This is a genomic window from Acidobacteriota bacterium, from assembly GCA_016196035.1.
Lineage (GTDB): Bacteria > Acidobacteriota > Blastocatellia > RBC074 > RBC074 > JACPYM01.
Window position 1 is genome coordinate 64,996 of record JACPYM010000031.1, and the last position, 24,747, is coordinate 89,742.

Consider the following 24,747-nt stretch of genomic DNA (forward strand, 5'->3'; position numbering starts at 1 on the left):
CAAAGCGGCACACGTTGACCTTTTGCACAGTGCGCCCGCAGCCGCTTGCAGCTTAAACAAACGGATAACGACGCGGGCATTGGAGCGGCCAGGCGCGCCTCCAAATTTCCTTGGCGGTTATTCGACTCCTATCAAGTAAGACGAAATGCGCGTGCGGGAACTGCCAAATGCGCGCAAGTTTTTTGGCGCAGGCGCGGCCCTTGGCTGTTGGCTTGGCGGCGAACGATCACGCGTGTGACAAAGACCGATGGACTGCCAACCGCCAACCGCCAGCCGCTAACTATTTTTTGCCACCGGAAAAACTTCTCAACGTTTAATCACTCAGGCCCGTAGAGCTAAGCGAACAGGCAAGCAACCAAGTAAGCAGGTGGAGATGCAACCCATGCCCGGCGAGATCGCGGAATTTGTGCTGATGGCTGACAACTTGAATTTGCGCACGGCCAACGACGCCGCTACCGACGCGCACGCCCGTTGCATCGCGCGCGCCAAGGCAGGTGACCGCGTCGCCTTCGATCAACTGATGATGCAGCACGAGCGGCGCGTGGTGGCGCTGGCCTGGCGCTTGCTCGGCACACCCGAAGACGCCCGCGATGCGGCGCAGGAAGCGTTTTTGCGCCTGTTCAAACACCTGCACCAATACGACGCGGCGCAGGATTTCAACGGCTGGCTCTATCGCATCGTCGTCAACGTCTGCCGCGACTTGCAACGCAAACGGGGCCGCCACGGCCTTTCGTTCGAGGCGGAATTGGAAGCGGGCAATGTGCGCGAACCGCTCAGCAGCGACGATGCCGAAGCGGCTACGTTGTTGACGCAGGAACGCGCGATCATTCAACGCGCGCTGGCGACCTTGAGCGAGAAAGAGCGCCGCGCGTTGGTCTTGCGCGATCTGGAAGAGTTGCCGACCGAAGAGGTCGCGCGGATATTAGGTTCTTCGCCCACGACCGTGCGTTCGCAGATCAGCACGGCGCGCGTGAAGATCAGGGCGTTTCGTGCCAAGTTGTTAGAACGCGGGTTGAAGGCGAAAGGGAAGCATTAGTTGGAAAGTGAGGCCCCAATGGACTGCACACGAGTGGAAGAATTGTTAGCGTTATTCAGCGGCGACGACCTGGACGCGCGCCAAACCGAACAGGTGCGTGTGCATGTGGCCACATGCCCTGCGTGTCAGGCGCAAGCAGATGAATTGGCGGCCAGCCACGCCTGGTTGCGAGCCGTGCCGCCACCGCAATTCGATGAGGCGTTTTATGCCGGCTTGCGGCAAGCGGTGTTGTGCGCGTTACCGCCAGTTAAGGAGGAGGGAGGCCGCTTTGCCTGGCTGACCGGATTATGGCCGCAATGGCGCTGGCAGCCGGTTTGGGCAGCGGTGGCGGCGGCCTTGTTACTGGTTATTGGTTGGGCGGTTTATCGGAATGTCGTTGGCAAGTCGCAAGGCACGTCATCGGTCTATACCGTGGTGAGGCCCTCGCCCACGACTCCTGCTGTAGCGACGCCTTCGCCTGCGGCTCCTCCGCCTGACGTGCAGAAGGTCTCTGGCCTTCCGGGGCAAGGCTTACTTTCTTACCGGGGCTATGCCCCTGACCGGTCGGGGCGTAGCCCCAAAAATTCAAACGTCACAACACCGGGAGGTCGTAGACCTCCCGCACATCAGGCGGCAGAGCCGCAGGGGGGGGCACCGAGGGGCAACACGGTTGCGCAAAACATGAGTGTGACCAACTCCGCGCCAGTTCCAGAACCTGAAATGATGCGCATGGAAATTCAAACGGCGGATCCCAACATTCGCATCATCTGGCTGACGCCCAAAGCAACAGCCATGAACCCCACGGAACCGCAGACCAGATAGCAAAAAACAATGAAGGAGACGAACGTTATGAAAGCAAAAATGATCTCGTTGGTGTTGTTGCTGGCATTGACCGGCAGCGCCTTGGCGCAAGCCAACTCCGAGCCAAAGAAAGAGCAACCGCCGATGAGTTGCAATGTCAACGAGCAGATCGTCAAACTGCTGGAAGTCAAACACCGGCCAACCAACACACTGCGCGATGTCTTGCAGGGCTTGCTCAGCGGCACAGGCGGCAGCAACATCCGGGACAATGCGCAAACCAAGACGATCACCGTGCGCGATTGCCCGGCCAACATCACCGTGATCGAACAGGCGCTGGCAAAGCTTGACGTGCCGGAACAATCGCCCGCCAATATGGAATTCCAACTGCATTTGCTGGCGGCTTCGGCCAAACCGGTGGAGGCGACGGCCACAATGCCCAAAGCGCTTGAGCCGGTGGTGACGCAACTCAAGGCCACGCTCAAGTATGCGCACTATCGCTATGTTTATTCGGCGCTCAATCGCATCAGCAATGGCAGCCGCGTCGAATCGAGCGGCGTGACAGGGGAGCTTTTCCCTGCGCCGCCGGGCGTGTCGAATGCGCCGGGCAATCCGTCCTTCTATCAATATCAGCTTTCCAACGTGAAGTTTACGCAGGATGGGAACGGCAAAGATTCGGTGCAGATTGAGCAGTTCCGCTTCGGCATCAGCGTGCCGATTCAAATTGGCGAGCCTGGCAAGGTGCAATACCGCGACATTGGGTTGACGACGCCGCTCAGCATCCGCGAAGGCGAATTGGCGGTGGTCGGCACCGCGAACATCAGCGGTTCGGATGAAGCGATGATCGTGGTGGTGTCTGTCAAAAAGCTGAAATGAGCTAGCGTAAAAACAGTACGGGGAGCGTGAGCGACCTGAGCCTTGGCGAATGGCGGATTGAGAAAACCCAAGCACTCTAATTGCCAAGGCCCAGGTCGCTCACGCTCCCCGTACCGTTTTATTCGTCAGCGTTTGTCCGCCAGCAACGTTACCCGGCGCGGATCGTGCGCGGGCTTGTTATTAAATATCCGTTGCAACCAGCCTTGCTTTTTAGGCTCGATCAATCGTTTTAGTCGTGGCATCACCTTGCGCGCGGCGGCTTCGCCGGCGGCGATCATTTCGGCTGCTTTGGTCAGATCATCGGGGCGCACGTGCCGGATTTCGGGGCGAATGACCAGATCGGCGTCCTGATAAAGATAGCTGACCGAACTGCGACCCATAATCGCCAGCGCTTGCGACATCACGGTCAGCAGATGCGTCGGTTCGGGAATGGGCAGGTGCTGCGAATTGACATCCACGGCGATGACGATGTCCGCGCCCATGGTGCGCGCGACGGCGGCGGGAAGGTGGCCCACGAGGCCGCCATCCACCATCATCCGCCCGTTGACCATGACCGGCGTATAAAAGATCGGCAGCGCGCAACTCGCCCGAATCGCCAGCGGCAAACTGCCTTCGGTAAAGACGACCATCCGGCCCGTTTGCAGATCGCAGGCGACCGCGCCGAAAGGCATGCGCAGTTTTTCGAATTCGCTGACCTGAAAGTTTTTGCGCACATAGTCTTCGGTGCGTTCGCTGCTGTTGAAGCCGAGTTTGGAAACGGTCACGCGGCCCAGCAGGCTCCAGCGAATGTTCAGGGCAAGTTGTTCGATTTGATCGGCTGACAAGCCCGAAGCATACGCGCCGCCGATCAGCGAGCCGACGCTGGTGCCGGCGATCAGGTCAATCGGAATGTGGTTCTTTTCGAATTCGCGCAGCACGCCGACGTGGGCGCAACCACGGGCCATGCCGCCGCCGAGGGCCAGGCCGATGCGTGGACGCTGTGGACTGTTGGGCATACGGTTTCTTGTCGCCTCCCGCGCGGCATTCTATGCATAAGACGCAGGCTTGGGAAGAGAGTGCGCCCTCGCGGGCTGGCGCCTCAGGCTTGGCCGCGCAACTTCGCCAGCCACCAGCGCAAGCCGACCAGCAGAAAGCGCCAGTCTTTGAAAAATTCCGGCGGTTGGCCCTCAAACCAGTGCCCGATGAATTGCAGCACCCAGCCGATGACAAAGAGGCTTAGCGCCAAGTAGAAGAGGCTGCCCACGAAAATTCCTGTTAGTGCCAGCAGCAGCGAGATTGCAATGAGCGGTATGCCAAGAGTGTGGCAGAGCCGATTGACCGGGTGTTGATGACTTTGGGCGTATTCCGCGACCCACGCATTCCAGGGTTTGCCAGCGAGCATGGTGTTCTCCGTCATTAGATCGGTTTTGAATTCAGTGTACGGGAAGACCGCGCTGCGGAACAGTACCGCGCACGTGAGCAAGCCGAGCTTTGGCGGTTTAGCCAAAGGGGCAAGGTTGATACGCCGCTTGCTGACGCGCGCGGTACTGTTCCGGCGTCACTTGCCACGCCGTAATTTCCACTGGCAGCGCCAACCTATGCCTCTTGCCCGAATTGCAGCAAGTAGCCGTTGCAATCGCGAATCCCGAACTCGCGCATCCCGAAATCAAAAGTCTCCAGCGGATATTCGACCGTGACCGTGTCTTTCAACTCAGCCCAGACGGCGGCAACATCGTCGGGGTAAAAGTAAAGTGCGCCGGTCAGCAACGGTGTCGTGGCGGCGCTGAATTCGCGGCGGTGCTCATTCCGCAACGAGAACATGAGTTCGACCGGGCCATTGCGCAGCGTTGCCCAGCACGGTTGCTGGGCGTCGGGCCAGACGTTCTGGCAAACGAAGCCGAGCTTTTCGGTGTAGAACTGAATGGTCTCAGCCAAGTCATTGGTTTCAAGCATGGGAATCAGATTGGTTAAGCGCATAGGGTTCCTTTGCGAGCAAGTTTGTCAGCGGCTGGCATTATAAACACGCGGTTGGTTCCGTAAACCCGACTTGCCCTTGTAGCGTTTTCCCCCAAACCCGTGACGCTTGGGGGCGTGCGTGCTACAATCCGCGCCGTTTTAGAACCATGAGCTTTGCTCGAACAATTTTTTCATTGCTTCATCGTTCACCATGAAAAACAGCAAGCGGCCTGCGATGCGCTCTTCATACCCTTTTCACTATACAGTTGCAGCAAGCCGATTGCCCTCTTCGTTTTGTCGTTATATGAGGTCTTATGCTGGCAGACATCATCCTGATTCGTACCGTCTTTTCGCTGATACTCATCATTGCCGGGTATCTCATCCATCCGATTCCCCAATCCGTCACCGCCGCGTTGGGCTTGCCGGGTGAAACTGGTTCCAGGCTCTTTTCGGCCCTCGTCGCCGGCTTGATTGCCGCCGGGATCATCTATTTTGAGTTGCGCATCCGCCGCGCCACCCTGAAAACCCTGATTGGCGGGGCCATTGGTTCAACAATGGGCATTCTGGGCGCGTCGCTGATGGGCTTCCTTATCACGGCCCAACCGTGGGACACGTCGCTCAAATCGTTTTTGACGCTGACGCTGACAATGTTTATGGCCTATTGCGGCTTGCTGGTGGGGGCGGCCAAAGGCGATTTTCTGGACCTGGCCGCGCTTGGCGGCATCCTCAGCGACAAAGGCGCCAAGCAGCATTTCAAGATTCTGGACACCAGCGTCATCATTGACGGGCGCGTGGCCGACATTTCAGAAACAGGCTTTCTGGACGGCACGATCCTGATCCCGCAATTTGTTTTGCGCGAATTGCAGCAAATCGCCGACAGTTCCGATTCGGCCAAACGCAATCGCGGGCGGCGTGGCCTCGACATCCTGGCGCGCATCCAGAAAAACCAAAGCCTCGACGTGCAGATTCACGATACCGACTTCCCGCAAGTCAAAGAGGTTGACCTGAAGCTGATCGAACTCGGCAAATTGCTGAACGCGCCCATCGTCACCAACGATTTCAATCTGAACAAAGTCGCCCACCTGCGCGGCGTGGCGGTGCTCAACATCAATGAACTGGCCAACGCGCTCAAACCCGTCGTGCTGCCCGGCGAAATCATGAAGGTCTTCATCCTCAAAGAAGGCAAAGAGTACAACCAGGGCGTCGCCTATCTCGACGACGGCACGATGGTCGTGGTGGACAACGCGCGCCGCCTGATCGGCAAAAACGTAGACATGATCGTCACCAGCGTGCTGCAAACCACAGCGGGCAAGATGATTTTCGGGCGGGCGGATGAAAACCAGCGCAACGATACGCGCGACAACCCTTCGCGGGACACGCGCGACCGGGGTGACCGCAACACGCGCAATACGCCGGTGCCAGCAGTAGCGCCGACTGTGGTCGAGTAGCCGAAGGCAAAAGGCAAAAATCAAATGGCAAAAGTTGTCGCACTGCTACGGCTACCCATTTTTGCTTTTTGCCTTTTGCTTTTTGCCTTTTGATTTTATGAACATCGCCATCATTCCCGCCGCCGGTTCCGGCAAACGCCTGGGCGGCCAAATCCCCAAACAATTTTTGGAAGTGGCAGGTGCAAGCATCCTGGCACATACGATCTCGCGTTTCGTTGCTTGCCCAGACATTGGCCTGATCGTCATCGCGCTCGCGGCAGAAAACCTTTCAACATCTCAGTATCCCGCCCAAGCCAAACCGATTCTCTATGTTGAAGGCGGGGCCGAGCGCAGCGATTCGATTTACAACGCGCTGCAAGCCGCCGCCGCTTACAACCCCGAAATTGTCGCCGTGCACGACGCCGTGCGCCCCTTCGTCACACCCGCGCAGATTTCCGCCGTCATTGCCAAAGCGCGCGAAACCGGCGCGGCAATGCTGGCCTTGCCCGCCACCGACACGATCAAGGAAGTCGAGAACGGACTGATCGCGCGCACGCTCGACCGCCGCCGCATTTACCGCGCGCAAACGCCGCAAGCCTTCCGTTACGAATTGTTGCAACAGGCCAATGCCCACGCGCGCATGGCGGGGCTGTCATCCGCCGCCGCCACCGATGACGCCTTGCTGGTCGAACAACTCGGCCACCCCATCGCCGTCGTCGAAGGCTCGCCCAACAACATCAAAATCACGACACCGGAAGACCTGACGCTGGCCGAAAAACTGTTTGACGAAATGAATCCGCAATCCGCAATCCGCAATCCCGTGTCGGCATCGGCAACGACATTCACCGTTTGGTCGAAGGCCGCAAACTGATTTTGGGTGGCGTCGAGATTCCGTTTGAGAAAGGCTTGCTCGGCCATTCAGACGCTGACAGCTTGAGCCACGCGATCACCGATGCGATCTTAGGCGCAGCAGGCCTGGGCGACATTGGCACCCACTTTTCGGACAAAGACCCGCGCTGGCAAGGGGCCGACAGCCAGAGGTTTTTGCGGCATGCTTATGAACTGGCCCAAGCGCGCGGTTATCACATCGCCAACATTGACGCGACGATTCAAGCCGAACAGCCGAAGCTGGTGCCACACCTGCCCGCGATGCGCGCGCGTTTGTGCGAAACGCTCGGCCTTGCTGAATCACAACTCAACCTCAAAGCCAAAACCAATGAAACACTCGACGCCATTGGGCAGGGCGAAGCGATTGCCGCACAGGCTATTGTCCTGTTACAAAGTGGCTAGCAATTTTTCTGTCTATCAATTTCAAGGCTGGTGAACCGGAAAGAATGCGCGTATTGCAACTTGGCATGGCTGGCTCCTGATTCCTGATTCCTGATCCCTGACAGCCGAAAATTGCTGATGATGTTCATTGTTCAGGAGTCAGGAGTCAGGAATCAGGGGCCAGCCATCAGGCTCCCTGTTTTATCCCCCCATGAACTTGGGAATCGCTGAGCCTGCCCATCGTTGCCCGCGTCCGGCCCGTCCATTATCTTGAGGCAAAAGCTATGCGACCCGAACTCGACTTTTTCAATCTCAACTCACAGCTTTCTGACGAAGAGAAAATGATGCGCGACAGCGTGCGCCAATTCGTCAACGAACGTATCAACCCGATCATCGCCGACTGTTACGAAGCAGGGCGGTTCCCCAAAGAACTCATCCCCGAATTCGCCCAACTCGGTCTGCTGGGTTCCAACCTGCCCGAAAAATATGGCTGCGCGGGCATCAACAACGTGGCTTACGGTCTGGTCACGCAGGAACTCGAAGCCGGTGATTCCGGCGTGCGCAGCTTCGTCTCGGTGCAAAGCTCGTTGTGCATGTATCCGATCTACGCCTTTGGCAGCGAAGAGCAGCGGCTGAAATATCTGCCCGGCATGGCGAAAGGCGAAATCATCGCCTGCTTTGGTTTGACCGAAGCCAACTCCGGCTCAGACCCCGGCAGCATGCGCACGCGCGCCAAACGCACGAAAGATGGTTGGCTGATCAACGGCAGCAAGGCCTGGATCACCAACGGTAGCATCGCCGACATCGCCATCGTCTGGGCCAAGGTCGAAGACGAGAACGACAAGATTCGCGGCTTCATCGTGCCGACCAATACGCCTGGCTTTAGCGCGCCCGAAATCAAACACAAGCTTTCCTTGCGCGCTTCGGTTACGTCTGAATTGTTTTTCCAGGACGTGTTGATTCCCGAAGAAAACCTATTACCGGGCACGGGTGGATTGAAAAGTCCGCTGATGTGTTTGACACAGGCGCGTTACGGCATTGCCTGGGGCGTCGTCGGCGCGGCGATGGCCTGTTTTCAAACGGCGCTCGATTACAGCAAGAACCGCATTCAATTCAGCCGCCCGCTGGCCGGCTATCAACTCACGCAAAAGAAGCTGGCCGAGATGTACACCGAAATCAGCAAGGCGCAGTTGCTCTGTTTGCGGCTGGGCCGCATGAAAGACGCGGGCGAATTGGAGCCGGTGCACGTTTCGATGGCGAAGATGAACAACGTCGCGATGGCGCTCGAATGCGCCCGCACCGCGCGCGGCATGCTCGGCGGCAACGGCATCATGGGCGAATACGGCGTGATGCGGCATCTGTGCAATCTCGAAACCGTCTACACCTACGAAGGCACGCACGAAGTGCATATGCTGACGATTGGACGGTACCTGACCGGATTGAATGCGTTTGAATAAAACGCAAAGATCGTTGCCACAGAGGCACAGAGGCACAGAGGGGAGCCTACTGATTCGTGCCGCTTTCTCTTTTCCTCTGTGCCTCTGTGGCTAAGCTTGGCACGCTATGTTTGATGTAATCGCCTTTGACGCGGACGACACGCTCTGGCACAACGAGCCACATTACCGCGACATGCAGCAAAAAGTCAGCGCGATGCTGGCGCAGTACCACGAACCTGCCTGGGTGACGCAGCGTCTCTACGAAACCGAGATTCGCAACCTCGAACATTATGGCTACGGCACCAAAGGCTTTACGCTTTCACTGATCGAAACCGCCATCGAATTGACCGAAGGCCGCATCAGCGGCGGCGAAATCGCCCAGATCATCGCCCTGACCAAAGCCATGCTGTGCGCGCCAATTGAATTACTAGACGGCGTGCGCGAAACCATCGAGCAATTAGCTGACCAACACGAACTGATGGTCATCACCAAAGGCGACCTGTTCGATCAAGAAGCCAAGCTGGCGCGTTCAGGCTTGGGCGATTACTTCCGACATATCGAAATCGTGCCCGACAAAACCGCTGCCATTTACGCTGCGATCACGAAGCGGCACCGGCTTGATCCGCAACGCTTCCTGATGGTCGGCAACTCACTCAAATCGGATGTGCTGCCCGTGCTGGCGCTGGGTGGGCACGCAGTTTACATCCCGTATCAGACGACCTGGGCGCACGAACAGGTGCCGGAAGCGGAGTTGGCGGACAAGCATTTTCACGAACTCGCGCACATTGGCGCATTGCCCGCTTGGCTGAACGAATGGAAGAAGGCGTGTCAGTAGCCCGCGCGTCAGCGAGGGCTTGAGTGGCGTCAGATCGCCCTTGCTGACGCGCGGGCTACTGACACGATTCAAAACTATGCGACCACAAGACCTGATCGAAAAGAAACGCGATGGCGGCGAACTGACGCCCTCCGAAATTGCCTGGCTGATTCGCGGCTACACACGCGACGAGATCCCCGATTACCAGATGGCGGCCTGGCTGATGGCCGGGTTCCTGAATGGGTTGAGTGAAGCCGAAACACAGGCTCTAGTCGTCGAGATGCTGCATTCCGGCGAAGTGCTCACGCACGACCACATCGCCGCGCCTAAAGTGGACAAGCATTCGACCGGCGGCGTCGGCGACAAGACTTCGCTCGTGCTCGCGCCCGTGGCGGCCTGTTGCGGCGTCGCGGTGCCGATGATTTCGGGCCGTTCGCTGGGCCATTCGGGCGGCACGCTGGACAAGCTCGAAGCCATCCCCGGCTTCCGCACCAATCTTTCGCTGGCAGAATTCCGCGCGACGCTGGCCCAGTGCGGCCTCGCGCTGATCGGCCAAACCAAAGAGATCGCGCCCGCCGACCGCAAGCTTTATGCGCTGCGCGATCTGACGGCGACCGTGCCGTTTCGGCCCTTCATCGTCGCTTCGATCATGTCCAAAAAACTGGCCGAAGGGATTGATGGCTTGGTGTTGGATGTGAAGTCTGGCAACGGCGCATTTATGCAAAGCGATGCCGACGCGCTGCAATTGGCTGAGATGCTTTGCGCTGTGGGTCGCCGGATGGGCAAGCGTGTGACTGCGCTGCTGACAGACATGAATCAACCGCTAGGCCGCTGGGTCGGCAACGCCGTCGAGACGCGCGAAGCCATCGAATGTTTGCAAGGCAATCTGCAAGGCGAATTTGCCGAACTGAGTTTGGAATTGGCCGCGCAAATGCTGGTCGTGGGTGGCGTAGCAGAACTTGAATCTGCGCGGCAACAAGTTCGTGAGGCAATCACCTCTGGCCGCGCGCTCGAAAAATTCAAGCAATGCATTGCCGCGCAGGGTGGCGATCCGCGCGCGTGCGACGATGTGCGCTTGTTGCCACAGGCCGCACAGCAACTCACGATTCGCGCCGACCGCAGCGGTTACGTCGCGCATATTCAAACCGACGAATTGGGCCGCATCGTGCAGGAATGGGGCGGCGGGCGCTTGCGGTTGGAAGACCCCATTGATTACGGCGTCGGCTTGGAGATTCAGGCGAAGCTGGGCCAGCAGGTGCAGGCTGGCGATGAGTTGCTGACAGCGTCTTACAACGACGAAGCGAAGCGCGTTGAGATGCAGGCGCGCTTGCAGGCGGCGTATCGGATTGCTGAAGAAGCGCCGACGGTTCCGACCTTGATTCGCGTAACGATCTGAAGCTTGTCTGACCCCGACTGCCATAGTATCGTGCCCGCCATATAGCAAAGATTGTCAAAGCCCCAAAAGTACATCAACCTCAAATTCCACAGAGGAGCCGACAGCCGTGACTGATCCCATTCGCTTTCGTTTGGAGGCCTGGAAACGCAAACTCATTGACCTGACCAAACGCAACCGGTTGCTCAATTTCAAGCCGACGCGCGTGACGACGATTCGCATCATTGACGAACTGCCGACAGAAGTTTTCCGCACGCTTTGGCTGCAAAATCAAACGATGACATTTCAGCCCAATTCAGCGCCAGCCGGGCGCAACGCTACCGCCTTCGATCCCGCCGCTGACTTGCTCGAATTGGAAGAATCCGAGGAGTCAGCCGAAACGTTCACGCAGGCGGATCGCGCGTTGTTGGCCGGGCGTCATACCGATAAGCGGTTGCAAACCAAGCTGTTTGCCGAACAACTTGCTACCAACCTGTTGCGGCTTTATCAAAACGCGGTGAGTTTGTTAGAAGAACAAGGCGTTAACGCACTTTATTTAACGCTGGGGATGTTGGAATGGCAGGAAAGCGTCGCGTCTGAGGTGACGTTGAAAGCGCCCCTGCTGCTTTTGCCGGTTGAATTGGTGCGACAGAATGCGCGCAGCCTTTTCACATTGAAAACTACGCAAGATGACCCGCTGCTCAATCCAGCCCTGGTGGAAAAACTGCGGCATGATTTTCGCTTGGCGTTACCGTCATTGCCCGAGACTTTTGAAGACTTCGAGCCGCAATCCTACTTTGCACAACTGCAAGAGAGCTTGGCGGCGCAGCCTGGTTGGCGTATCACGAATGAGATCAATCTTGGCCTGTTCACCTTTCAGAAGTTCGTGATGTACAAGGACCTGGAAAACAACGATGCAGCCTATGCCAATCACCCTGTCATTCAAGCTCTTTGTCTCGGCAAAAGCGTTCGGGCGCAGCCTTTGCCAGAACATCTCCTGGACGCCAAGCTTGACGAAGCGTTGCCCCCTGAAACGACCTTGCAAGTGCTGGATGCCGATTCCAGCCAGCAACGCGCTTTGTTGGCAGTGCAAGCTGGCAAAGATTTGGTGATTGAAGGGCCGCCTGGCACCGGCAAATCACAAACGATCACCAACCTAGTTACTGAGGCACTAGCCGCTGGCCAACGTATCTTGTTTGTCAGCGAGAAGATGGCGGCGCTGGAAGTTGTTTATAACCGGTTGGCCGCCGCCGGGTTACAAGATTATTGCCTGCAACTGCATAGCAACAAGGCCAACAAACGCGCGGTGCTGGATGAACTTGGGCGGGCACTCGACAGTCCGCGCAGCCCCAACCATACGCATGATGAGCAATTGAAGCGGTTGGGTGTGTTGCGTGCAGAGTTGAATGACTACGCTGCCGCGTTGCACACGCCTTTCGGCAAACTCGCCGCTACTCCCTACGAGGCCTTCGGCGAGTTCGACCGTCACCTCAGCGCGCCAATCGTCAATGCGGAGATCAAAGGGCTGGCGGATTGTGACCGCGCTGCGCTTGAGCGCACCTGTCGCGAACTGACAGAGCTTGTGGCGCGGATCAATGCAACTGGAGCACCCGACACGCATCCCTGGCGCGACAGTACGTTGCAAAACCTCAACGGAGCGCAGGAGGACGAACTGCGTGAAGTCCTGAGGCAGGCCACGGCCTGGCTGAATTATCTGGGCGGTCTCAGTCAGCAGTTTGCCGATGAGCTTGGCGCCGCATGTCCACGCACATTGGGGCAGATTGAAGTGCTCTGTGAATTGGCGCTGGCCCTGGCGCATTCGCCTGGCGTCAGCGAAGCGGTGTTGCGCAATGAGCGTTGGAACACCACTTCGGCAGAAGCCCGCGAATTATTGATGCGCGGAGCACGTTACAGCCAGCGCTACGCCGCGCTCACGCAACAGTTTCGGGCGGAGTTGCTGGAGCTGGATTTCGCCGGTTTGCTGGTGCGTTACCGCGCACATTGCGGCAGTGTGTTGCGCTTCTTCAAACCGGCTTTTTGGGCGGATCGCAAAACCTTGCGCGGTAATTTTCAACCGGGTTATCAACCCACCACGAATGAAAAGCTGCTGGCGGCATTGAGCGAGGCGCTAGCTTGTCGTGAAGACCTACTCTTTCTGCGCGAACGTGAGCCGCTGGGCCGCGAATTGTTCGGCGAGCATTGGCGCGGCGTGGAAAGCGATTGGGTGCAACTCCAGCGTTTGGCCGAATGGGTGGTCAGCGTGCGGCGCTACATCATCGAAGAAGCTTTGCAAAGTAAAGGCATCACGCTAGCGTCGCAGCGCCGCCACGAACAGGCGCGCGTGCAGGAGCGCGTCGCCGAACTCCGGCGCGCGTTGGACATAACACGCCAGACGATTGAGCAGATTCGGCAGCTTGCGGCGTTGCGTTCGGAGAGCGAGTTGACCGCCGCCGCCGCCGCGCAATTGGCGCGGTTGGCGGCACGGTTATCCGAACTGGGCGCGCATCCTGCGAAGTTGCGGGCCTGGGTGGATTATCAGCGCAGCCTGGCGCAATGCTGGTATGGCCTAGCTGGGCCGTTGTTGCAGAAATTTTTTCAGGAACGGTTGTCATGGGAACAACTCGAACCTGCCTTTCGCCGCTTGTTCTTCCGGCGTTGGCTCGACTTGGTTTGCCAGGAGCAGACGGCGCTGGCGCACTTTCGCGCGCTCACGCACGAACAACGCATCCGCGAGTTTCAGGAGCTTGACCTCAACGCGCTGACGCTGGCGCGGCAACGCACTTTGCATCAACTCGCGCGTGCGCGTGATCGCGAGTTGACCAAACCGGAGCGCCATAACGAATTGGTCACGATTCAACGCGAAATTCGGAAACGCAATCGCAATTTGCCGCTGCGGCAGCTTTTTGCGCGTGCGCCCCAAGCGTTGTTGGCGATTAAGCCTTGTCTGATGATGAGTCCGCTTTCGGTTGCCCAGTTTCTCGCGCCCAAGCTACACGAATTCGATTTGGTCGTCTTCGATGAAGCTAGCCAGATTGTGCCGGAAGACGCCGTGGGTGCGCTCGTGCGTGGTAAACAGGCCGTCGTGGTGGGCGACAGCAAACAATTGCCGCCCACCAGTTTCTTTTCGGCGCAGATTACGGCAGCCGATGACTGGGAGGGCGAAGATGCTGAGTTGCCGATTACTGACAGCGTGGAAAGCGTGCTAGACGAATTCGCCAGCATCGGCTTTCCACGACTGCGGTTGAAATGGCATTACCGCAGTCGGCACGAATCGCTGATTGCCTTTTCCAACCGCACTTTTTATGACGGCGAGTTGCTGACCTTTCCCGCGCCGGAAACAGGCGTGACGCATGGCGGTTTGCAGTTCGATTGGGTCGGCGGTGTTTATGAAGGCAAAGGCCTCAACCCGATCGAAGCCCGCGCGGTGGCGGATGCCGTTTGCGCACATGCGCGCACCACGCCGCAACTCTCGCTAGGCGTTGGCACCTTCAATTTGCGGCAGCAGATTTTGATTCAGGATGAATTGGAGCAGCGGCGGCGCGCCGATCCCGCACTCGAATTCTTCTTCACGCGCAAAGGCGAGGGGCAGTTTTTCGTCAAGAATCTGGAGAACATCCAGGGCGACGAACGCGATGTGATCTTTATCAGCGTCACTTACGGCCCAGATGCCGCCGGGCGCATCCGCCACAATTTCGGCCCGCTCAACGGCGCGAACGGCGGACGGCGCTTGAACGTGATTATGACGCGCGCCAAACAGCAACTGCGTATCTTTTCCTCTTTGCGCGGCGAACAGATTGATCTGACGCGTGCTCAAAGTGACGGCGCGAAACTATTACGCGAATACTTGCTCTTTGCCGAGCGTGGCGTCTTGGAGAACCTGACTGTCAACCCCGCCGCTGAAATGGATTCGCCCTTCGAGCAAGCGGTTTATCAAACGCTGACACGGCATGGACTGCGGCTCGTGCCTCAGGTTGGACAAGCAGGCTATCGCATAGATTTTGGCGTGCTGGATGACGAGGTGCCCGGCAGATTTATTGCGGGTATCGAATGTGACGGCGCGGCCTATCACAGTGCTGCCACGGCGCGTGACCGCGACCGCTTACGGCAAGAAGTGCTCGAACGCCTTGGTTGGCGTATTCATCGAGTCTGGTCTACCGATTGGTATTACGACCGTCCAGCGCAAGTTGAACGGCTGCTCCGATTGATCGCAAGCTCGCGGCGGGCAGCGCGGCAAGCAGCGGATGAAGAACAACAAGCACGCTTGCGTGAGCAGTCCGAAATTGAAAACACGTCGGTGGAATGCGTTGAGGCAAAGCAAGAAACCGCACCAATACCCCAGCCACCAGTCGAAATCGCACAATCGGCTGAAGAATTGTCTGTGCCACTCTATCAACTGACACCCATTCAATTGCTCGGCACACTGGAAGACTTCCAGCTTGCGACTGATACGACAATTGCCGAAGTAGTAGCGCACATTGTGAAGTGCGAAGCACCGCTCCACCTTGATGAAGCGGTGCGCCGCGTTGCCGCACACTGGCAAATCAGCCGCGCCGGAAATCGCATTCGAGAACGCATTCTCGAGGTCGTGCGGTTGCTCGAATGCCGGCAGGAAATCTGGCTAGACGACAGCTTTCTGTGGCGCAAAGACCAAGAGGAGCCAATCGTGCGCTCACGCGCATTGACTGACTATGACTTTGCGCCAGAAACCATCTGTCCGGCGGAATTCGAGCAAGCGATTTTGATGACGTTGCGCCAGCGTGGGCCACAGTTGGTCAATACGCTCATTACCGAAAGCGCACGGCTGCTTGGTTTTGACCGGGCTGGGCTAAAGCTGAAAGAGCGGCTTACGAACGCTATCCAGCGCTTGGTGGCACAAGAAAAGCTGAAGCCGAGTGCTGCTGGCTTGCAAGCTGTAGAGTAATCAATCGTAGTTTCGATTAAGGCGAATGACTTCCTTCGATGCTTTGATTTTACCAGCGTAATAGGCTTGCCAGTTGTGTGAGAGTAATGATTTTGCCCACTTAAAACGTCAATTGCCCGCCATCTACCACCAGCGCATGCCCTGTCACAAAGCTCGCATCTTCTGAAGCCAGAAACGCCACGACGGCGGCGACTTCATCCGGCGTACCGAAGCGAGCCATCGGGATTTTGTCGCGCAGATATGCCTGGCCCAGCACTGGATCGGCGTCCAACACGGCGCGTGAAAGCTTGGTTGCGATCATTCCTGGCGCGGCGGCGTTGACGCGGATGTTGTACGGAGCCAGTTCAAGCGCCAGCGTCATCGTCATTCCCACGACGCCAAACTTGGAAGAGTTATACGGCGTTAGCCCAATCTCGCCGACCAGTCCATTTGTCGAAGCCATGTTCACAATCGCACCGCCCAGCCCCTGGTTGACCATCTGGCGTGCAACGACTTGCGAACACAAAAAGACCCCGGTGAGATTTACGTCCAGTGTGGCGTGCCAGTCATCATCGGTCGTTTCGAGAAAAGGCGCAGAAGGCGCGATGCCCGCGATGTTGCAGAGCACATTGACGCGGCCATAACGTGCGAGTACGGCAGCGAGCATCGCTTCGACGTCCGCGCGTTGAGAAACGTCGGCTTGATGCGCAAAAGCCTGGTTGTCTGCTTTGGCGATTTCGGCAGCGACCTTTTCGGCTTGGGCAAGATTGCAATCCACCACAGCAATAGCCGCGCCTTCGCGGGCAAGCCGCAACGCCGTAGCGCGTCCGATTTCACCGCCGCCGCCAGTGACGATGGCGATTTGATGAGCAAAACGCATACAAAACTCCTGATTTACAAAAATAACAGGCAAAACCGCGCAGCGCCGGTACTGTACTGGCGCTGCGCGCCTTTATCTCGATTTGACGATAAACCAGTCTGCCAATCCCGGCAAAAGCCTGTGCGCAGTTGCCGCCTCTGACGCTCTCAGCGATAATCCCCGCCAATCAAAAGGAGATTTCCGTATGTCCGTTTCCAAGCAACTGTTTTGTTTGTTGGTCGTCCTCGCCTATCTGAATGCAGGCTGTGCTACGCGCGAAGTTGTCGCCGAAGCCGACAGCAAGAAAGCCAAAGTCGGTATCGTCTATGACATCGGCGGCAAAGACGACCGCTCGTTCAACGCGGCGGCCTATCAGGGAATGCTGCGCGCCAAAAAAGATTTGCCGATTGTCTTGCGTGATGTAGAGCCGGGCGATCCGACTTCGATTGAACCGGCGATTCGGGCTTTTGCGCAATACGGCTACAATCTGATTACGGGCGTAGGCTTCACGCAGGGGCCAATTTTGGAGGCGGTGGCGAAAGATTATCCGCAACTGCATTTCGTCATCATTGATTCGGTGGTCGAAGCGCCCAACGTCGCCAGCCTGTTGTTCAAAGAGCACGAAGGTTCATTCCTGGTTGGGATGATCGCGGCGGCGACCAATAAAACCGGGACGATTGGCTTTGTCGGCGGCATGGACATTCCGCTCATCCGCAAGTTTGCCAAGGGCTACGAAGAGGGCGCGCTCTACGTCAATCCGCAAATCAAGGTTGTGCAGAATTACGTGGGCATCACCGACGCCGCCTGGAACAATCCGGGCAAGGGGCGCGAGTTGGCGAATTCGCAATACGAACAGGGTGCGGACGTGATCTTTGCGGCGGCGGGCAATTCGGGTCTGGGCGTGTTCGACGCGGCAGAGAGTTACAAGAAATACGTCATCGGTGTGGACGCGAATCAGAACTGGGTCAAGCCGGGTTATGTGCTGACCAGCATGATCAAACGCATCGAAAACGCCGTCTACAGCGTCGTGCAGGAAGAAGTCGCGGGCAAATTCAAACCGGGCGTGCATATTTACGGGTTGGAAAACGACGGCGTCGGCTATGCGCTGGATGAATACAACAAGGCGCTGATTCCGCCGAGCGTGATCGAGCGCGTCGAACAAGCGCGCAAAGACATTATCGCGGGCAAGATCAAGGTGACGGATGTGATGGCGGCGAAGTAAGCTCGAGTGAATGCGGGATTTCGCCCACGAAGCCACACGAAGCAGCACGAAGCAGCGCCAAAACTGCAACGTACTTGCCCTAAATCCTACTTCGTGCTGCTTCGTGTGGCTTCGTGGGCAAGCAAAAAATCCATGACTACCAACATCATCGAAATGCGCGGCATCACCAAACGCTTCGGCGCGGTGCTGGCCAACAAAAATATCAAGCTCGCCATCCCGGCCAACACCATCCACGCCATCGTGGGCGAAAACGGCGCGGGCAAATCCACGATCATGAAAATCCTGTACGGCTTTTATACCGCCGACGAGGGCGAGATCGTGCTTGACGGCCAGCCGCGCGCGATTCGCACGCCGCACGACGCCATCGCGTTGGGCGTGGGAATGGTGCATCAGCATTTCATGCTGGTGCCGCCGATGACCGTGCTCGAAAACATCGTGCTGGGCGCGGAACCGGGCAATGCCATGCGCATTGATTTCAAAAAGGCTGAGGCGGAGATCAGCCAGCTAGCGCGCGATTTTGGCTTCAACCTCGACCTGCACGCCAAAGTCGAAGACCTCTCGGTCGGTCAGCAACAGCGTATCGAAGTGCTGAAGGCGCTCTATCGCGGCGCGCGCATTTTGATTTTGGACGAACCGACCGCCGTGCTGACGCCGCCAGAGGTCGAAGAGTTTTTCAAAATCCTGCGCTCAATGAGAGAGCAGGGCAAAACGATCATCATCATCACGCACAAGCTGAACGAAGTGCTTGCGCTCAGCGACAACGTCACCGTGATGCGCGACGGCCAGGTCGTGGGTGGACGCAAGACCAGCGAGACCGATGCCGCCGAGTTGGCGCGGTTGATGGTTGGACGCGATGTGCTCTTGCGCGTGGAAAAGGAACCCGCGCAACCCAAGGCCGTCGTGCTGAGCGTCAAGCACTTGAAACTCGGCAGCGCCCTGAATGACATTTCGTTTGATGTCCGCGCCGGTGAAATCGTCGGCATCGCGGGCGTCGAAGGCAACGGCCAGACCGAATTGATCGAAGTGCTATCTGGGTTGCAACACGCCGCCAACGGCAGCCTGACGCTGGGCGGGCAGGAACTCAACCGGTTATCGGCCCGCGCTATCAAAGAACTGGGCATCGCGCACATTCCCGAAGACCGCCACGCGCGCGGCTTGCTGCTCGAATTCGATCTGGCCGACAACACGATCCTGGGCACGCATTACCGCGCTCCGGCGGCGAATGCGTTTGGTCTGTTGGATGACGACGCCATCGTGGCGAAGGCAGAACGGCTGATCCGCGATTTTGATGTGCGTCCGCCCAATGCGGCCTTGCCCGCGCGCGCGCTGTCGGGCGGCAACCAGCAGAAACTCATCATCGGGCGTGAATTCGATTTGCAACCCAAACTGCTGTTGGTCTCGCAACCGACGCGCGGCGTTGACATCGGCGCCATCGAATTCATCCACCGCAAGTTGATTGGCCTGCGCGATGCGGGCGCGGCGATCCTGCTGGTCTCGGCGGAATTGGAAGAAGTGCTCTCGCTCTCTGACCGCGTGCTGGTGATGTACCAGGGCCGCATCGTCGGCGAAGTTGATCCGCAAACAGCCGCACAAGAAGAGATCGGGTTGTTGATGACGGGCGGGAAACGTAAGTGATTATCCGGTGCGGTACCGCGCGCGTGAGCAAGCGGTTGTTCGGATAACTGCCGCTTGGATGACAACTCGAACTGCCGCTTGCTCACGCGCGCGGTACCGTAAACACAGCATGCCAGAAGAAATCACACAACTCTTGCAACGTTGGGGCGCGGGCGAAGCGGCGGCGCTGGATCGCTTGCTGCCGCTGGTGTATGACGAATTGCGGCAGTTGGCGCGTTCGTATATGCGTCGGCAGGCGGTGAATCATTCGTTGCAACCGACGGCGCTGGTGCATGAGGCGTGGCTGCGGCTTGGCCGGCAACAAGCGGGCGACTGGCAAAATCGCGTGCAGTTTTTTGCGCTGGCCGCCAAGGTGATGCGCAACGTGCTGGTTGATCACGTGCGCCAGCACGCAGCCGAAAAGCGCGGTGGCGCGCAAGAGTTGCTTTCCTTGCGCCACGCCGAACAGCAGGGCCAGGAGACCGAGTTCGAGTTGCTGGCCTTGGATGAAGCCTTGCAACGGCTGGCGGCTCTGAATGCGCAACACGCTCACATCGTCGAGTTGCGCTTTTTCGGCGGCTTGACCATTGACGAGACGGCGCAGGTGTTGGGCATTTCGCACGCGACGGTCGAGCGCGGCTGGCACGCGGCGCGCGCTTGGCTTTTCAGCGAATTGCAGCGTTAGCGGCAAACATACAAACCACATTCCCACATGACCCCGGAACGCTACGCACAGATCAATCAACTCTTCAACGACGCCTTGGCGCTGGCGGCGGATCAACGCGCCGGCTTTTTGCGGCAAGCCAGCGCGGGCGACGAAGAATTACAGCGCCAGGCCGAACGTTTGCTAGCCGCGCACGAACAAGCAGAGGGCTTTCTCGAACCTGCTGCATTGGCCGATGCAGCGCGCGTGTTTTATGAAGTGTTACAGGTGCCCACCGCGCAGCGCGCTGACTTTTTGCAAAAAGCCTGTGGCGGGAGCGCCGCGTTACAACAGGCGGTCGAACGTATGTTGCAAGGCCGTGAAAAGGTAAATGGTTTGCTCGATCAGCCTGACTTGGCCGCCCTGGCGCAGGCCGCCGTTGAGGCGGAGCCAGACCCGCTGTGCGGCCAGCAACTCGGTCATTACGAAATCATCCGGCGCATCGGCGCGGGCGGCATGGGTGAAGTTTATCTGGCGCGCGATTTCGCGCTGGATCGGCAGGTCGCGCTCAAAATTTTGCCGCTCGAATTCACGCGCGACCCCGACCGCTTGCACCGCTTTGCGCGCGAAGCCAAAGCCGCCAGCGCGCTCAATCATCCCAACATCATTACGATTTACGAAATCGGCGTTGCCCAGACCGCTGACGGCGAGCTGCATTTCATCGCCACCGAATTCATCGAAGGCCAAACCCTGCGTCAGCGGCAACAAGCCAAACCGCTGAGCATTGCCGAAGCGCTGGATGCGGCCATTCAAACGGCGGCGGCGCTCAATGCCGCGCATCAAGCGGGCATCATTCACCGCGACATCAAACCCGAAAACCTGATGCTGCGCCCGGACGGTTACCTGAAAGTGCTCGATTTCGGCTTGGCGCGCATCAACAAAGCGACTGCCGTGCCCGGCGATGATTCGACCACGCGCCGCTTTTTAGAAACGCATCCCGGCGTGGTGATGGGCACGCTCGCGTATATGTCGCCCGAACAGGCGCGCGGCGAGCGCGTGGACGGACGCACAGACCTGTGGAGCCTGGGCGTGGTGCTTTATGAATTGCTAGCGGGCACGCGGCCTTTCACCGCCGCGACCTTGCCCGACTTGATGGTGGCGCTCTTGGATCGTGAACCGGCACCGCTGGCGCAACATCTGCCGGACGCCGCGCCGGAGTTGGCGGCGGCGGTGCAAAAGGCGTTGGCGAAAGACACCGTGTTGCGCTTTCAATCCGCCCAGGAATTCGGGCAGGCGTTAAAAGAATTGCGGCGGTCGGTGGATGAAGCCGCTGCACCCGCGCCCGTGCGCGAACGGGCTGCGCAGTTATCCGATGCGCCGACGCGCACCTTTGCCAAACAGCCTGCGGTGGCGGAGATTGAAGAAGCGGAAACATTGCCCGCTGCGCCAAAAGCGACGCAAGCGCAACCCGTCAACGTTTCAACGCAACCGATACGCGCCGCGCGCCGTTGGCATAAGTGGTTACCGCTGGCGTTGGTGTTGGCGCTGGGCGGCGGTCTGGCGGCGTGGCGCTGGCTGGGGGTTGCGCCAGCGCGGGAGCCTGCACCCGCTTTGACGCAGGCTCCCAATGTGCCGGAGCGTAGCTTGCGTTATTGGCTCACGGTTCAGAAAGTTCGCAATGAGCAGGAAATTGGCCCACCGCTCGTTGCCACGAGCGACGAGCCGTTTGAAAATGACTGGAAATTCCGGTTCGGCTTCAGCAGCCCGCAGGACGGCTATGTGTACGCCATCAATGAAGGGCCGGGGGAGCGCGGGCAAACCCGCCTGATCAAGCTTTTTCCGTGGAAGGATGAATCCGCGCAATTGCCCGCGAACGCTGAGCGACTCACCGGCAATAACAACTTTGATCAAAACAAAGGGACTGAGAAAATCTGGCTGGTCTGGGCCAAGTCAGCCATGCCAGTATTGGATGCGGTGAAAACCGTGATCGTCAGCGATCCGGCGCAGGCCGAAGCCATTCGCCAGTTCTTATCTCAGCACGAGCGCGAACAGGCGGAAAGCGTGACCGATCCGCAAAGCAAGCAGACCACTTTGCGCGGGCGCGGCGAGACGTTGGTGAAAGCCATTTTGTTGAAGCATCAATAGGCCGGAAGCGGTGCGTACTCAGGTAGAAAAATTTTCGGCCTGGGCAACTGGCTGGCGGAGCCTTTGGAGTGCGGCGGCTGGACGCCGCTTTTGTATACCCTTCAGCGCGTCAAGCAATCAAGGCGATGGACAGCCACAGTGTCTTTGGCTAGCGGTTTTGCCCAACGCCGAGAGGCTTACCAAAGCGGCGCCGGGCCGCCGCACTCCAAAGGCTCCGCCAGCCAAACGAGCACGGGTTTTCATTAGTTGTACTTGTACAGGTCGAAAAATTTTCATCGCGGTGAGGGGATTGGCCGTGAAATTCCGTTTGTGTTAGTAGAGCGTGATAGACACGCCCTAGGCGAAATGATCTGTTAGAAACTGTGGTGAGAGGCTTATGAACAGCAACGAAACAACCAGCGCTTTCTATCAAACGCAAAACTACAACCCCACCGACCCCGCCGGTGCGGCGCTGCCCCCCAGCCTTTCGGGCATCGAGGTGTTGGCGCTGACGATCGCCGCGCCCGCGCCCACGGCGCATTTGGCGCTGGCGGAGGGCGCACTGGCGACCGCCTCGTCCGTGACGGCGGAAAGCGAGGGCGCGTGGACACTGGCGGCGGGGGGCGCGTTGCCGTTGAATTTGCAACTGACCTATCAGCACGGCGTCACGCTCATTGTCGAGTTGTGCGGGACAGACGTTGCCAACGCGCCGGAAATTACTTTGGGCATCGAGGTCAATGCTGCCGTCCTGGAATTGGCGGGACTGTCAGGCAAGCAGTCGTTCTATAAACGCTCGTGGTACCTGACGCCTGATCTCATGCATAGCGGCGACAATCGCCTTGTCATCAAGTTGCCAGCGGATGCGCCTGCGCCGATCCGGCTGAAATCGGTGGCGGTGATGCGCTTCAATTTGCAGCGGCAGGAACAGAAGTATTGGTGCTGGGCTTCAGTCGCCAGCGGCATCCACAGCTTCTTTGAGCCTGCCGTGGTGTTGTCGCAAAGCCAGATTGTCGAGGCTTGTCTGGGCAGCCCCGAGAACAAAACGCTCGAACTGGCGCAGGCGTTGAAAAAACTGGGCACGCTGGTTTGTTCGCACGAAGCGGTGCCGGGTTTGGGCGAGATTCGCAAACAACTGAGCAACGGCGTCCCCGTGCCGGTGCGCATCGGCTGGACGACGGAGCAAGACGGGCGGCGCGTGCTGAACAAACGCGGGCATTTCATCGTCATCACCGGCGTGCTGCAAAGCGATGCGCGCGGCGATGATTTTACGCTCGTGCGCGTGGCCGATCCGGCGCACGATATGGCGTCTTATATGCCTTATGGCATTCTCAAAAACGGTTACAATCGTAACCAAGGCGTGCTGACACATTTCTATATTCTCAAAAAACAGGACAGCGCCAACACTGCCAATACCGCCAATGCTGCCAATACTGGAGGCCAGTCATGACCATTCCCCCGTTGTATCTGCCTTTGCATCAGGGCGCGGCGGCGGCGGTGCGCGATACGCTCGCCCATCTGCCGACCGTCTATCTGAGCTTGGCGAGCATGTTTCGTGAAGTCTGCAATGACCCTGAAGCGCATTGGCCGCACCCGGTGTATTTGATGAATGAGGATGACCTGCTGGCGGGCGATGGCTTGAACACGGCGCGTTTGGTGGGCTGGCAGTTTTTAGCGAAGGCTGCGGGCGGGCGCGCTTATGCCATCGAAGTGCAGGGCGGGTTGGCTGGCAAGGATTGCCGCTTCGCCAATCTGGCGCACGGGCCGTTTGTGGACGGCCTGTGCCAAGCGCTCGAGAATCCTGATTTGCAGGAGCAGTTGAGCAGCGGCAGCGCGCAGTTGGCTGTCCTGGTGCTGAGTGAACTGGGCACGCAGGCCGCCTGGTTTCGCACGACGAATCCCGCGCAGGGTTTTTTATTCGTCGTGCAAAAGGTCTCGGATGTCCTGCGGCCCTGGCCGGCGTTTTACACCGTCAAACAATTTGAAGAAGCGTTGCGCCAGGAAGTACAACGCGCGGCATAAACCCCGCGCGGATTGGTTTGAACACTGCGTCTTGAAAGACCGTTGTCTTTCGATCCCACTCCGGTGCCGTCCCCAAGCCAAGCAGGCTGGCACGACCACCGGAAACCTCGCGGCTGACCTCGTCCGGTCATTCGCCCCAACGACACCAAGTAAAGGAGCAATACCATGCCTGAAGATATTCTCGACAATGAACAGCAACAAAGCAGTCAACCACAAGCCCAACACGCGCCGAAAAAAGTGCTGCAATCGCGCGAAGAGGAAGGCGACGAATCTGGCGGTGACGATGTGGATGACACCAAGCCGAAGGAATAATGGGTGAAAGCGGTTGGATGACTTTCCAGCCTGGCAGCGGTAAGCCGCCGCAGCCATAAGCTAACGAAGCGTGAGCGCCGCGCGGCAAAACCTGGCTGCGCCCGCTCACGCC

Annotated in this window: 21 protein-coding genes; 17 read left to right on the top strand and 4 right to left on the bottom strand. The window is 58.4% G+C overall.

The annotated features are described in order from the left end of the window. Window positions 1-412 precede the first annotated feature (412 nt). Genes HY011_10820 through HY011_10830 form a run of 3 tightly spaced genes read left to right on the top strand, consistent with a single transcriptional unit; the run spans window position 413 to window position 2,689 of the window. Window positions 413-1,036 (top strand): RNA polymerase sigma factor, encoded by a 624-nt coding sequence (locus HY011_10820; GenBank protein MBI3423418.1) that lies wholly within the window; start codon window positions 413-415, stop codon window positions 1,034-1,036. Between the two features lie 18 nt (window positions 1,037-1,054). After that, window positions 1,055-1,837 (top strand): zf-HC2 domain-containing protein, encoded by a 783-nt coding sequence (locus tag HY011_10825; GenBank protein ID MBI3423419.1) that lies wholly within the window; start codon window positions 1,055-1,057, stop codon window positions 1,835-1,837. A 27-nt stretch (window positions 1,838-1,864) separates the two neighbouring features. Then, window positions 1,865-2,689: a hypothetical protein gene (locus HY011_10830; protein ID MBI3423420.1), complete on the top strand. Its 825-nt coding sequence runs from the start codon at window positions 1,865-1,867 to the stop codon at window positions 2,687-2,689. A gap of 125 nt (window positions 2,690-2,814) precedes the next feature. Here HY011_10830 and HY011_10835 read toward each other — a convergent pair whose 3' ends face one another. From HY011_10835 to HY011_10845, 3 genes are all read right to left on the bottom strand, one after another. Further along, window positions 2,815-3,684, bottom strand: coding sequence for a patatin-like phospholipase family protein (locus HY011_10835; GenBank protein MBI3423421.1), 870 nt, complete (start codon window positions 3,682-3,684; stop codon window positions 2,815-2,817). An 83-nt stretch (window positions 3,685-3,767) separates the two neighbouring features. Next, the gene (locus HY011_10840; GenBank protein MBI3423422.1) at window positions 3,768-4,070 is read right to left on the bottom strand and encodes a DUF962 domain-containing protein; all 303 of its coding nucleotides are present in this window, start codon (window positions 4,068-4,070) and stop codon (window positions 3,768-3,770) included. A 194-nt stretch (window positions 4,071-4,264) separates the two neighbouring features. After that, window positions 4,265-4,645 (bottom strand): VOC family protein, encoded by a 381-nt coding sequence (locus tag HY011_10845; protein MBI3423423.1) that lies wholly within the window; start codon window positions 4,643-4,645, stop codon window positions 4,265-4,267. 293 nt (window positions 4,646-4,938) lie between these two features. Between HY011_10845 and HY011_10850 the strand changes: the two genes are divergently transcribed. The 7 genes from HY011_10850 (at window position 4,939) to HY011_10880 (ending at window position 15,863) form a co-directional block, all read left to right on the top strand. Beyond that, on the top strand, window positions 4,939-6,072 hold the full coding sequence (locus HY011_10850) for a TRAM domain-containing protein (GenBank protein MBI3423424.1): 1,134 nt from the start codon (window positions 4,939-4,941) through the stop codon (window positions 6,070-6,072). Between the two features lie 97 nt (window positions 6,073-6,169). Then, window positions 6,170-6,922, top strand: a complete 753-nt coding sequence (gene ispD, locus HY011_10855) for a 2-C-methyl-D-erythritol 4-phosphate cytidylyltransferase (GenBank protein MBI3423425.1) — start codon at window positions 6,170-6,172, stop codon at window positions 6,920-6,922. Beyond that, the gene (locus HY011_10860) at window positions 6,853-7,341 is read left to right on the top strand and encodes a 2-C-methyl-D-erythritol 2,4-cyclodiphosphate synthase (protein MBI3423426.1); all 489 of its coding nucleotides are present in this window, start codon (window positions 6,853-6,855) and stop codon (window positions 7,339-7,341) included. Before ispD ends, HY011_10860 begins: the two co-directional genes overlap by 70 nt. 263 nt (window positions 7,342-7,604) lie before the next feature. Beyond that, on the top strand, window positions 7,605-8,777 hold the full coding sequence (locus tag HY011_10865; GenBank protein ID MBI3423427.1) for an acyl-CoA dehydrogenase family protein: 1,173 nt from the start codon (window positions 7,605-7,607) through the stop codon (window positions 8,775-8,777). A 106-nt stretch (window positions 8,778-8,883) separates the two neighbouring features. Further along, window positions 8,884-9,591, top strand: coding sequence for an HAD family hydrolase (locus HY011_10870; protein ID MBI3423428.1), 708 nt, complete (start codon window positions 8,884-8,886; stop codon window positions 9,589-9,591). 76 nt (window positions 9,592-9,667) lie between these two features. After that, window positions 9,668-10,966, top strand: a complete 1,299-nt coding sequence (locus HY011_10875; protein MBI3423429.1) for a thymidine phosphorylase — start codon at window positions 9,668-9,670, stop codon at window positions 10,964-10,966. A 106-nt stretch (window positions 10,967-11,072) separates the two neighbouring features. Continuing rightward, the gene (locus HY011_10880; protein MBI3423430.1) at window positions 11,073-15,863 is read left to right on the top strand and encodes a DUF3320 domain-containing protein; all 4,791 of its coding nucleotides are present in this window, start codon (window positions 11,073-11,075) and stop codon (window positions 15,861-15,863) included. A 100-nt stretch (window positions 15,864-15,963) separates the two neighbouring features. Here the strand turns inward: HY011_10880 and HY011_10885 are convergent, their stop codons facing one another. Continuing rightward, window positions 15,964-16,722, bottom strand: coding sequence for a glucose 1-dehydrogenase (locus tag HY011_10885; GenBank protein MBI3423431.1), 759 nt, complete (start codon window positions 16,720-16,722; stop codon window positions 15,964-15,966). A gap of 184 nt (window positions 16,723-16,906) precedes the next feature. On the opposite strand from HY011_10885, the gene HY011_10890 reads away from it, so the two are divergent. The 7 genes from HY011_10890 to HY011_10920 all read left to right on the top strand — a co-directional run bounded on the left by HY011_10890 (window position 16,907) and on the right by HY011_10920 (window position 24,635). Further along, the gene (locus HY011_10890) at window positions 16,907-17,923 is read left to right on the top strand and encodes a BMP family ABC transporter substrate-binding protein (protein ID MBI3423432.1); all 1,017 of its coding nucleotides are present in this window, start codon (window positions 16,907-16,909) and stop codon (window positions 17,921-17,923) included. Between the two features lie 132 nt (window positions 17,924-18,055). Continuing rightward, the gene (locus tag HY011_10895) at window positions 18,056-19,558 is read left to right on the top strand and encodes an ABC transporter ATP-binding protein (GenBank protein MBI3423433.1); all 1,503 of its coding nucleotides are present in this window, start codon (window positions 18,056-18,058) and stop codon (window positions 19,556-19,558) included. Window positions 19,559-19,667: 109 nt separating this feature from the next. After that, window positions 19,668-20,222 (top strand): sigma-70 family RNA polymerase sigma factor, encoded by a 555-nt coding sequence (locus HY011_10900; protein MBI3423434.1) that lies wholly within the window; start codon window positions 19,668-19,670, stop codon window positions 20,220-20,222. A 27-nt stretch (window positions 20,223-20,249) separates the two neighbouring features. After that, window positions 20,250-22,325 carry a serine/threonine protein kinase gene (locus HY011_10905; GenBank protein MBI3423435.1) on the top strand — a complete coding sequence of 692 codons (2,076 nt, stop codon included), beginning with the start codon at window positions 20,250-20,252 and terminating at the stop codon, window positions 22,323-22,325. Between the two features lie 376 nt (window positions 22,326-22,701). Then, window positions 22,702-23,751 carry a hypothetical protein gene (locus HY011_10910; GenBank protein ID MBI3423436.1) on the top strand — a complete coding sequence of 350 codons (1,050 nt, stop codon included), beginning with the start codon at window positions 22,702-22,704 and terminating at the stop codon, window positions 23,749-23,751. Next, on the top strand, window positions 23,748-24,323 hold the full coding sequence (locus HY011_10915; GenBank protein ID MBI3423437.1) for a hypothetical protein: 576 nt from the start codon (window positions 23,748-23,750) through the stop codon (window positions 24,321-24,323). The genes HY011_10910 and HY011_10915 overlap by 4 nt, the downstream gene beginning before the upstream one ends. Before the next feature lie 165 nt (window positions 24,324-24,488). After that, complete coding sequence (locus HY011_10920) at window positions 24,489-24,635, top strand: hypothetical protein (protein ID MBI3423438.1); 147 nt, start codon at window positions 24,489-24,491, stop codon at window positions 24,633-24,635. Window positions 24,636-24,747 lie beyond the last annotated feature (112 nt).